Origin of the sequence: Methylobacterium sp. B1, from assembly GCF_000333255.1 — a bacterium.
Taxonomy (GTDB): domain Bacteria; phylum Pseudomonadota; class Alphaproteobacteria; order Rhizobiales; family Beijerinckiaceae; genus Methylobacterium; species Methylobacterium fujisawaense.
In genome coordinates this window covers 1-10,513 of the sequence record NZ_BACT01000931.1, presented here as the reverse complement: position 1 = coordinate 10,513, position 10,513 = coordinate 1, and the positions used below count along the sequence as shown (strand labels likewise).

Below are 10,513 nucleotides of genomic sequence, written 5' to 3'. Positions count from 1 at the left end.
GCAGATCAGCCTCGATGACGGTCGGTTCGATGAGACAGGGCACCCTGCGCCTCGGCGCATTCTTCTACGCGACCGGCCACCATGTTGCGGGCTGGCGCCATTCCTCCAGCGAAGCCGACGGCGGTCTGGTCCTCGAGCGCTATGTCGGCTGGGCGCAGCGGGCCGAAGCCGCCAAGTTCGATCTCATCTTCCTCGAAGATGGCACCGGCATCCGCGACCTCGATCTCCGATCCAGCGAGCGCACCGCGCGCTCCACCCATTTCGAGCCGGTGACGCTCCTGTCGGCACTCGCGGCGGTGACGAGTCGGATCGGTCTCGTCGCCACCACCTCCACCAGCTTCAACGAGCCCTACAACGTCGCGCGCCGGTTCGCGTCCCTCGATCACCTCAGCGGCGGACGGGCCGGCTGGAATCTCGTCACCTCCGCGACCGACGCCGAGGCGGCGAATTTCGGCGGCGACCGGATCGCCCGCCACGCCGACCGCTACGAGCGCGCGGAGGAGTTCGTGGACGTGGTCCTCGGCCTCTGGAACACCTGGGACGATGGCGCGGTGATCATCGACCGCGCCAGCGGGCAATTCTCGAAGCCGGATGGCTTCCGCCCGTTGAACCACCGCGGCAGCCATTTCGAGGTGCGCGGGCCGCTCAACATCTCGCGCACGCCGCAGGGACAGCCCGTGCTGGTGCAGGCCGGCTCCTCCGGGCCCGGCAAGGATCTGGCGGCGCGCACCGCCGAGATCGTGTTCACGGCCAATCAGACGCTGGAGGAGGCGGTGGCCTTCTACGGCGACCTGAAGGAGCGGATGGCGCGGTTCGGCCGCGCCCCGGACGATCTGAAGGTGATGCCGGGCCTGTTTCCCGTCGTCGGCCGCAGCGAGGCCGAGGCGCGGGCGAAGTTCGAAGCCCTGCAGGACCTGATCGATCCCGTCGTCGGCCTCGCGCTGCTCGGACGCATGATCGGCGGCCACGACCTGTCGGGCTACGATCCCGACGGGCCCGTCCCGGAATTGCCCGAGACGGACGGCATCAAGTCCCGCCAGCAGCTGATGGTCGATCTCGCCCGTCGCGAAGGTCTGACCCTGCGTCAGCTCTACCTGCGCATCGCGGGCGCCCGCGGCCACTCGCAGATCATCGGCACGGCCGCCCAGATCGCGGACGAGATGGAGGAGCGGTTCCGGGCTGGCGGGGCGGACGGCTTCAACATCATGCCCCCGACGCTGCCCGGCGGCCTCGAGGATTTCATCGCGCTGGTCCTGCCGGAGCTTCGCCGGCGCGGCCTGTTCCGCACCGAGTACGAAGGCCGAACCCTGCGGGACCATCTCGGCTCGCGCCCGCCGGCAGGCTTCGGGCCTCATCCAGCCAGGACCTAGGGGTGGCGGCCGGTCGCCGCGTGCAGCGACCGGCCTGCGGCGTCTTGGCCATTAAGATGATTGCGCACAAGCGATAATCCCTGTGATACGAGGAGCCATCACGGTCGAAGGCCGCCATGTGCAGGTCGTGGCAGGGGCGACGGGGCATTGACGGATCAGCAGGAACGCACCCGCTTCGAAGCGGAGTTTGCGCGCATCGGCGCGAGTTCCGACCCGTTCGTATCCGCCGTTCGGGCGACGCGGATGCCGATGCTGATCACCGATCCCAATCAGCCGGACAATCCCATCGTCTTCGTCAATGCCGCCTTCTCCACGCTGACCGGTTACGCCCATGACGAGATCATCGGGCGGAACTGTCGGTTCCTGCAGGGGCCCGAGACCAACCGCGCCGATATCGCCAAGATCAGAGCGGCCATCGCGCGCCGGGTGCCGATCGAGATCGAGCTGTTGAACCACAAGAAGAGCGGTGAGCTTTTCTGGAATCGGCTCCTGATCTCGCCGGTCTTCGATCGCGACGGTGAGTTGACCTATTTCTTCGCGTCGCAGTTCGACGTGACCCTGGAGCGGGACAAGCTTGCGCGGATGCATCGCGACCGGCTGGCGCTGGAGCTGGAGGTGGAGCGTCGCACCAGCGACCTCACCCGCAGCGAAGAGCGGCTGCGCTTCATCCTGAAGGCCGGACGCTTCGGCTCCTGGACCCTCGATCTCGCCGACATGCGCCTGGTGGCCTCCGAAACCTGCAAGGAGAATTTCGGACGGGCGGCCGACGACCCGTTCAGCTACGAGGATCTGATCGCGGCGATCGATCCCGAGGACCGCCCGCGCATGCAGGCGGCGGTGCAGACCTCGATCCGCGAGCACAGCGACTACGACATCGAGTACCGGGCGCGCACGCCGCGTGGCGAGCTGCGCTGGCTGCAGATCCGCGGCCAGACCTTCTACGACGCGGTCGGCCAGCCGCTGAGCATGGCCGGCGTCTCCATCGACGTGACCGAGCGCAAGCGCGCAGAGGAACACCGCACCCTCCTGGCCGACGAGCTGAACCACCGGGTGAAGAACTCGATGGCGACCATGCAGTCCATCGCGCACCAGACTCTGCGCAACGCATCCTCCGTGGAGGAGGCGCACAAGACCCTCGACGCACGGCTGCAATCGCTCTCGGCCGCCCACGACGTTCTGACCCGCGAGAGCTGGATCGGCGCCACGCTGACCGTGATCGTGGAGGGCACATTGCAGCCGTTCCGCGGCGGCGCGGGGCAGAGGTTCCTGATCAACGGCCCGGAGGTGTGGCTGACGCCGCGCCTGACCCTCGCCTTCACGATGGCGCTGCACGAGCTGGCGACCAACGCGGTCAAGTACGGCGCCCTGTCGAACGACAGGGGACGGGTGATCCTGAACTGGGACGTGGTGGATGGGGCGAGGCCAGCCCACCTCTGGTTCCGTTGGGAGGAAATCGGCGGACCTGCGGTGACGGCGCCGGCCCGCGGCGGCTTCGGCACGCGCCTGATCGAGCGGGCGCTGGCCGCCGAGATGGGAGGCTCGGCGGAAATCGAGTACCGCCCCCGCGGCGTCGTCTTCACCCTGGACGCGCCGTTGCCCGACCGGAGACCGGCCGCAGCGGAGGACCCGACGGCCTGAGGACCTCGAGCGCCGGCGCGCCGCCGTTCACGTCATGCGCGTCAGGACAGCCTCGTTCCAGAACCTGCGATGCAGGAAGGCCATCGCGGCATGGCCGAGGACGACCGCCAGGAGCGTGAAGCCCAGCCAGTAATGGAACAGATCGGCGGGAAGCATCATCCAGGCGATCTTCGTGTCCCGCTCCGGCATCAGGGGGAGGCCGTAGGGCGCGAAGGGCTTGCCCGAACCGTACTGGCGCAGAAGCGCGAGGCCGGGGACGAGGATCATCAGCAGATAGATCAGGCCATGACCGGCCACGGCGGCGCGCCCCGGAGCGCCCGGATGCGACGGGCGCCGGTGGAGATTCGCGAGTCCCCAGGCCCCGCGCAGGAGCACGAGCACGAACAGCGTGAAGCCAAGGGTGAAGTGGCTCCCGCCGACGAGGCGCGTGAGCGCGGTGTCACCGATCGCGACGTAGAGCAGCGCGCCCGTGAATTGCCACGCGAAGAGGGCGGCCATCAGCCAGTGTAAGCCGCGGCTGATGCGGCCGTAGCGGTGCGGGGTGTCCAGCCAGACACTCTGCGGCGCGGCTTCGCGGTTCATCGGCCTGGTCATGCCGCGGTCTCGGTCCACAGGTCTCCGGCCATGGCGTCGGCTTGCAGGATTTCGGACGCCGCGGCGGTGAGCGCATGATCCGGTCCGGGCTGGCGCAGATAGGTGGCGAGGTCGCGCGCGAGCCGCTCCAGCCTATGGCCGCGCATGAATCCCTGCAAGCCGACCGAGCGCTGGGCCAGCTGGAGGACATCGAGGCCGGCACGCTCGACCGCGAGGCGGACCAAGTTGATGTAGGCGACCACGCGTGCGGGCGGCATCCCGGCGTCCGATGCGACCTGCGCGCCGCGCTCGATCCAGAGCCGCGCCCCCTCGACCGCGATGGCCCCCTCGCCGAGGCGGGCCAATTGGTGCGGGTCGCCGCCCCGGCCGGTCCGGTTCAGGTGGCCGCGCCAAGCATCGAACACGGCTTCGATGCCGCCGAGCTGGACCGCCGCGAAGCGCCACGCGCCGCCCGAGAAGGCCGGCTGCTGGAAATAATCGTCGGGCTGGCCCAGGATGTCGCCGGCATTGACGGCGAGACCGGTGAAATCGACCGTGCCGGTCGCCGAAGCGCGCATGCCCTGTGCGCGCCAGGCCGAGAGATCGGCCCGGGTGCCGGCTTCGAGCGGCACCACCATCATCGCCACGCCGGCCCGGTCCGGATGCCGGGCGGTCACGAGGGCGCGGGTGACGTAGCCGGCGCCCGACGCGAAGGTCTTCACGCCGAAAAGTTGTCCGTCCGTATCGCGCGCCTCGACCCGCAAGCCGCCCTCGGCCGGCTCCGTATTCCAGACTCCGAACAGATGACCGGCGCGCGCGTCGGCGAACAGGCGGCTTCGCTGGTCGGGCGTGCCGTACCGGGCAATGAGCTGGATGGCGTTGACGTGTCCCTCGTAGAGTCGGCCGAGGGCGAGGCTGCCGTAGCCGACCAACCGCAGAACCTCGGCCAGGGCGCCGGCTCCCGGCTCCGTCCCCAGGCCGGCCCCGCCCTGTTCCACCGGGACCGGGGCGGCGAGCAGCCCGAGCCGCGCGAGATCGGCAACATCGTCCTGCGGGAAGCCGCCGTCATGGTCCTGGGCATCCGCGCGCGCCGCGGCGGCGGCGGCAATGGTTCGGGCGGCCGCCTCGGAATCGTAGATCGGGTCCAGACGGGTCCACTGGTCCATGCGTCTTTCCCCTTCAGGTCGCGGCCGGGCGCGGCGGAGTGCGCAGACCGCACCACCGATCCATGCACGCTGAGCGCCTAGCATCGCGATCCGCGCGGCCCGTTACAGGAGCGCAGCTGCGCAGGGTCGAGCGCTCGGATGTCGTCACGTCTCGCCTCCTACCCGCACTGGATGCGGAAGATCATAGAAAGCTAACCTGAGAGTGAACCACCCTTTCCTCATCCGGGGCTGCGACCAATGCGACCGCACTCGGCCGGGTCGGCGGCTGCGCCGCGATGGTTCAGTTCAAAGTCCGGTTGGCGCGCAGCTGCGACACCGCGAGGTCGACGAAGGTCCGCACCTTCGCGGGTGCGCGCCGGCCTTCGGGATACAGCACGTGGACGGGTATCGGTGCCTCCTCGTACTCGTCGAGCACGATCCTGAGGCGGCCTTCGAGCAGATCCGGGCCAATCTGGTAGTGCAGGACCCGCGTCAGCCCCCAGCCTGACCGGGCGGCGGCGATCGGAACCTCGTTGGTGTTGCTCTGAAGGGTGGGATGGACGACCACCCGCTCGTTCCCCGCGAACCGCCATTCCGGCGACGCCCAGGCGCCGGTGGAGACTGCGATCCGGTGCCGCTTCAGATCCGCCGGCGTCGTCGGCACGCCGTGGCGCGCGAAATAGGCCGGGGCGCCGCAGATGACATGGCGGACCGACCCGACCCGGGCCGCCGTCAATCCGGAATCGGTCAAGCGGCCGATCCGGATCGCGACATCGATCCCTTCCTCGACGATGTTGACGGGCCGATCGACGAACAGGGTCCGCGCCGACATGGTCGGGTAGGTGTCGAGGTAGTGGGTCACGATCGGGAGGACGTGCATCTTCCCGAACAGCACGGAGGCCGTGACCGCGAGCGTCCCCGAGGGCGTCGCATTGGAGCCGGCCGCCGCCGACTCGGCCTCGGCGATGTCGGCCAGGATCCGCCGGCAATCCTCGTAGTAGCGGCTGCCCGCCTCCGTGAGCTTCACGGAGCGGGTCGTCCGGATCAGGAGCCGGGCGCCGATGGTCTCCTCGAGGGCCGCCACAGCACGCGTGACGGCCGGCGGGCTCATGTGCAGGAGGCGGGCGGTCTGCGCGAAGCTCCCCGTCTCGGCGACCTTGGCGAAGACGCGCATGGTTTGCCAACGATCCAAGGCCTCGCTCCTGGGCTTCGCGAAACGGACCGCGCCGCCGACGCCCGGTCCAGGCTCCCCTCACCCGCCGGGCCGGTGATCAGAAGCCGAAATGGCTCAGGCCCGGATGATCGTCCGGCCGGCGTCCGAGGGGCCAGTGAAACTTGCGGTCCGCTTCCGCGATGGGCAGCTCGTTGATGCTGCTGTGCCGGTAGCGCATCAGCCCGTCCTCGGCGAATTCCCAGTTCTCGTTGCCGTAGGCCCGGAACCAGTGGCCGCTGTCGTCGTGGTACTCATAGGCGTAGCGCACGGCGATCCGGTTGCCGGTGAAGGCCCAGAGCTCCTTGATGAGGCGGTAGTCGAGCTCCCGGTTCCACTTGCGGGTCAGGAAAGCCTCCACCTCCGCGCGTCCGTTCAGGAACTCGGCGCGATTCCGCCAGCGGGTATCGGTCGTGTAGGCCAGGGCGACCTTGGCCGGGTCGCGGCCGTTCCAGCCATCCTCGGCGAGGCGAACCTTCGCGATCGCGCTCTGCTCATCGAAGGGCGGCAGCGGGGGACGGGACATGGTGTACTCCTGGGGTGCGCGAGGTTGCGGGGCCCGGGCCCGATATCGACGCCGCGCACAATGATCGGCCGCCGACGATCCCGGAAGGTGGAAAACGGAGTCGGGTGAAGCGTGCCGGGCGTCACAGCGCGAGTTGCACCCGGTCCGTGCCTTCGGCGGGCACGGCCGAGCAGATCAGCACTTCGTCCTCAGTTACGGCGGCGCTCGGTTCCTTGCGATAGGTCACGGCGCCGGCGAGCAGCTTTGTGCGGCAGGTCCCGCAACTGCCTTCCCGGCAACTGAAGGCGGGTGCGAGGCCGCGGGCTTCGGCGAGGTCGAGGAGGCTACCGGACTCGGGGGTCCAGCGCGCCTCCTTGCCGGTGTCGAGGAAGGCGACGGGCACCGGTTTCGTTGAGGGTGGCGGGCGGGGCGGCGCGGCGCCCTCCGACCCCGCCGTCCGGACCAGCGCGGAGGGGCCGAACGCCTCCGCGTGGATCCTGTCGTCCGACACGGTGTAGCCGCGCAACCCGTCATAGAGCGCCTGCGTGAAGGTCGGCGGCCCGCACAGGTAGAAGTCGTAATCGGCGAAAGCCAGGAAGCGCGTGAGCAGCGCCATGTCGATCCGGCCCGCGGCCTCGTAATCGACGCCGGCCCGGGCGTCGGAGACGTCGCTCAGGACGCGCACGATCCGGACGGAGCCCTGCGCCGCTGCGGCCACCTCGGACAATTCCGCGTCGAAGGCGCGATCGGACCGCGCACGTGCGGCGTAGAAGAGCGTGGTCGGTCGGATGTTGCGGGTGCGCAGGCCCTCGTAGACCACGTGCCGGAGCATCGCCAGGAGCGGCGTTATCCCGACGCCGCCGGCCAGCAGCACCGCGGGGCGCGCCGCGTGGGCATCGAGGGAAAAATCTCCGCCCGGCGCCCGCGCCTCGATGATGTCCCCAACCTGGAGGCGGTCGTGCAGGTGCTGCGAGACGATGCCGTCGCGCTTCACGCTGATGCGGTAGGTCGGGTCGGAGGGCGCGACCGAGAGCGTGTAGGTGCGGATCACCGGCGCGTCCGCTCCGGGCAGCGTCACGCGGATCGGGAGATGCTGGCCCGCACGGTGCGAGAGCCGTCCGGCTCCGTCGTCCGGAGCCAGATGGAAGGACCGGATGGAGCGGCTCTCGTCGGTGATCTTCGTCACCCGGAAGGGCCGCCAATGCGCGGCACGCTCGGTCGCCCGGACGCGATCGGCCGCCTCCACCCAGTCGCCGGTCATCAGCGCGTTCGGCGACCATCCATCCGCCTGGAACGACCACCGCAGCGGGAGGGCGCCCCGCCGACGGATGACCCGGCGCGGCCGGAAGCTCCAGAGACGCTCGGCGCCCTGGAAGGCGGCGAGCTCTGGCGAATCCAGGATCACGGCGGCGTCGCCGGTCAGGTGGAGAAGATCACCCGTCGCGAAATCGGTGAAGACCAGCCCTGCCCTGCCGTTGAGGTGGATGTTGCCGAGGGTGGCGAAAAACAGGTTTCCGGCGAAGTCGGGGATCGTGAGCGTACCGTCCGCAGCGACACGGACGAAGCCCGCCTTGCCGCCGCGATGCGAGACGTCGACCTGGCGCCGGCCCTCGCGGTCGGCATACGACGCCACGAAGAACGTGTCGGCCGCCGCGATCAGGGACCGCGCCGCCTCGTCGAGGTCCGCGCGCTCCTCGACCGGGGCAGCGACGGGCGCGCGAAGATCCCCGAGGACGGTCATGTCGCGGAGCTGGATGTACTGCGGACAGTTTCCGAAGCTCTGATCGACGTCGAAGTGCAGGATCCCGCCGGCCGTGGACCGGACGATCCCGTTGACGCGGTTCCGTCGACGGCTGTGCAGCTCGATCCCGAGGAGACCGATCGCGTCGCCCTCCCCCGTACCCTCAGCCGCGGGATCGCCCGGGTCGGGCCGCACGGCGATGTCGAGGGCCGTCGGTGTCGGTGAGGTGATGAAGCCCGGGCCGCCGGCGAGAAGCGTGGCCCAGGCATCGCCGCGCCGGTCGACGCTGCCGAGAACGACGAAGGGAATCTGCGCATAGAAGGCGCGGTGCTGATCGGGCATGAAGTCCCGCACCACCCTCTGTCCGATCATTTCCATCCGTTCGGCGGCGCCGACCGTCTCCTGAATGGACTTTTCGCCGGCATGCCAGGTCGGCAGCTTCGCAAAGGTCTGACCGTCATTGATCATGGCGCCCTCCGCTCGAATCCGCTCCCGGATGCGGTTGCATCCAGGCCTGCCGGTCACCCCGCGGCCGTGAGGCCGGCGGGTGTCTTCGCGAGAGGGACGAAGCCCGGCAGGCTTTCGACCCGGCGCAGGAACGCCTCGACGTTCGCATAGCTCGACAGATCCACGTTGCCCTCCGGGGCCCGGGCCAGGTAGCTGTAGAGTGCCACATCCGCGATGGTCGGCCGCTCGGCCGCGAGCCAGTCCCGCCCGTCGAGATGCGCCTCGAGCCGCGCCAGAAGCGTGTGCGCCCGGGCGATCACCTCCTCCGGATTGAACGTGGCGCCGAAGACCGTGATCAGCCGGGCCGCGGCCGGTCCGTAGGCGAGTTCACCCGCCGCGACCGACAACCAGCGCTGGACCGCCGCCGCGCCCTGCGGATCCTCGGGCAGCCAATCGGACCGGCCGAGCCGTTTCGCGACGTAGACCAGGATGGCGTTGGAATCGGAGACGATCACGCCGTCGTCGTCCAGCACCGGTACCTGACCGAACGGGTTCATCGCGCGAAAGGCCGGTGTCCTGTGCTCGCCCGCCTTCAGGTCGACCTCGACCAGCTCATGCGGCGCGCCGACCAGGGACAGGAACAGGCGAGCCCGGTGCGCGTGGCCCGAGAGGGGATGATGGTAGAGCTTCATGGTGGCGATTCTCCGTCGGGGGCCGGGATTGCCCCGCGCCGCGACGGTAGAATGCTGCCGTCGCGGCTTCGGCGGAATGCGCGTTCTGCGCAGCACATCATTCCGGAAATCGGAATAATCATCGGCGCCTGTCGCCGGCCTGGCGCGAGAGCCGGGATCGCGACCAGTCCTCGGATCCGTGCCGGCGCGCCGATTCCGCGCGCGAAGGCTCGGGGACGTGAGGAGCGGTTGGAGGGATGACGTCCTCTTTTCGGGTTGCACCTGCGGGATCCGCGTGCTCGTCTCACCCGCCTCCGCCGGGCCCGCGGACGGGTCGTCGATAGGATTCTCGCCATGGGCCATCTCTCGACGCACGTGCTGGACACCACCTCGGGCAGGCCGGCTGCCGGCGTGGTCATCGAACTGCGCCGCCTCGCCGCCGACGGGACGGCGGAGCCTATCGCCTCGGCTGTCACCAATGCCGACGGGCGGACCGACAGTCCCCTGCTGGACGAGGCGACTCTGTCGGCCGGCACCTACGAATTGCTCTTCCACGTCGGCGCGTATTTCGCCCGGACGGGCCTGGACGGATCGCCACCCTTTCTCGATGTCATCCCCGTCCGATTCGGGGTCTGCGACCCGGACGGGCGCTATCACGTCCCCTTGCTCGTCACGCCGTGGAGCTACGCGACCTATCGCGGAAGCTGACGTGGTCCCGCGCCGGAAGGAACGGGTGGCAGGGCTGAAGAGCCGCGTCGAAGGCCGCGCAGAGAGGGGCGGGACGCAACCTCCGAAAGGACCGCGCGGGCCTTGACACGGGCTTCATAACCGAAGAGCCTAGTTTTCAGGCGCGGGGCAAAGCTGCCCAGTTTCGCGCCACAATGTCTCGACCTTTCCCGGCGATGCCGCCCGCAGTGCTCACGCACTGGCGGGCTTTTTGCGTTCTGAAGGATTGCATGGGCCTCAGCCATCACAGCATCGGCATCCTGTTCTCCACGGACGGTCCCTACGGCCTCGTGGGGCGGGCCATGCTGAACGGGGCACGGCTGGCGGTCGAGGAGGTGAACGCGCAGGGCGACATCACCCTCGAGCCGGTAATCTGCGACCCGCAGGGCGCCCTCGCCGGATACGCCACCGGCGCCGAACAGCTCCTCGGCGCGGGCATCCGCCACGTCGTCGGTTGCTACACCTCGTCGAGCCGCAAGGAGATCAT

At 69.4% G+C, this 10,513-nt stretch carries 10 protein-coding genes; 4 read left to right on the top strand and 6 right to left on the bottom strand.

Annotation, left to right across the window (positions count from 1 at the left end):
* Positions 1-29: 29 nt before the first annotated feature.
* Together I53_RS26225 and I53_RS26220 are read left to right on the top strand one after the other, a co-directional pair.
* Positions 30-1,370 (top strand): LLM class flavin-dependent oxidoreductase, encoded by a 1,341-nt coding sequence (locus I53_RS26225; RefSeq protein ID WP_043356405.1) that lies wholly within the window; start codon positions 30-32, stop codon positions 1,368-1,370.
* A gap of 147 nt (positions 1,371-1,517) precedes the next feature.
* Positions 1,518-3,008 (top strand): HWE histidine kinase domain-containing protein, encoded by a 1,491-nt coding sequence (locus I53_RS26220; protein ID WP_043356402.1) that lies wholly within the window; start codon positions 1,518-1,520, stop codon positions 3,006-3,008.
* A gap of 27 nt (positions 3,009-3,035) precedes the next feature.
* Here the strand turns inward: I53_RS26220 and I53_RS26215 are convergent, their stop codons facing one another.
* The 6 genes from I53_RS26215 to I53_RS26190 form a co-directional block, all read right to left on the bottom strand.
* The gene (locus I53_RS26215; protein WP_043356400.1) at positions 3,036-3,602 is read right to left on the bottom strand and encodes a cytochrome b; all 567 of its coding nucleotides are present in this window, start codon (positions 3,600-3,602) and stop codon (positions 3,036-3,038) included.
* Positions 3,599-4,747 (bottom strand): acyl-CoA dehydrogenase family protein, encoded by a 1,149-nt coding sequence (locus tag I53_RS26210; protein ID WP_043356398.1) that lies wholly within the window; start codon positions 4,745-4,747, stop codon positions 3,599-3,601. The genes I53_RS26215 and I53_RS26210 overlap by 4 nt, the downstream gene beginning before the upstream one ends.
* Before the next feature lie 280 nt (positions 4,748-5,027).
* Complete coding sequence (locus I53_RS26205) at positions 5,028-5,918, bottom strand: LysR family transcriptional regulator (protein ID WP_043356396.1); 891 nt, start codon at positions 5,916-5,918, stop codon at positions 5,028-5,030.
* 79 nt (positions 5,919-5,997) lie between these two features.
* The gene (locus tag I53_RS26200; protein WP_043356394.1) at positions 5,998-6,462 is read right to left on the bottom strand and encodes a nuclear transport factor 2 family protein; all 465 of its coding nucleotides are present in this window, start codon (positions 6,460-6,462) and stop codon (positions 5,998-6,000) included.
* Between the two features lie 121 nt (positions 6,463-6,583).
* Positions 6,584-8,650, bottom strand: coding sequence for a pyridoxamine 5'-phosphate oxidase family protein (locus tag I53_RS26195; protein ID WP_210161599.1), 2,067 nt, complete (start codon positions 8,648-8,650; stop codon positions 6,584-6,586).
* A gap of 53 nt (positions 8,651-8,703) precedes the next feature.
* The gene (locus tag I53_RS26190; RefSeq protein ID WP_043356393.1) at positions 8,704-9,321 is read right to left on the bottom strand and encodes a glutathione S-transferase family protein; all 618 of its coding nucleotides are present in this window, start codon (positions 9,319-9,321) and stop codon (positions 8,704-8,706) included.
* A gap of 333 nt (positions 9,322-9,654) precedes the next feature.
* Between I53_RS26190 and uraH the strand changes: the two genes are divergently transcribed.
* Together uraH and I53_RS26180 are read left to right on the top strand one after the other, a co-directional pair.
* Positions 9,655-10,008 carry a hydroxyisourate hydrolase gene (gene uraH / locus I53_RS26185; RefSeq protein WP_043356391.1) on the top strand — a complete coding sequence of 118 codons (354 nt, stop codon included), beginning with the start codon at positions 9,655-9,657 and terminating at the stop codon, positions 10,006-10,008.
* A 248-nt stretch (positions 10,009-10,256) separates the two neighbouring features.
* Positions 10,257-10,513 (top strand): transporter substrate-binding protein (locus tag I53_RS26180; RefSeq protein WP_043356389.1); only part of this gene is annotated, 257 nt, incomplete at its 3' end.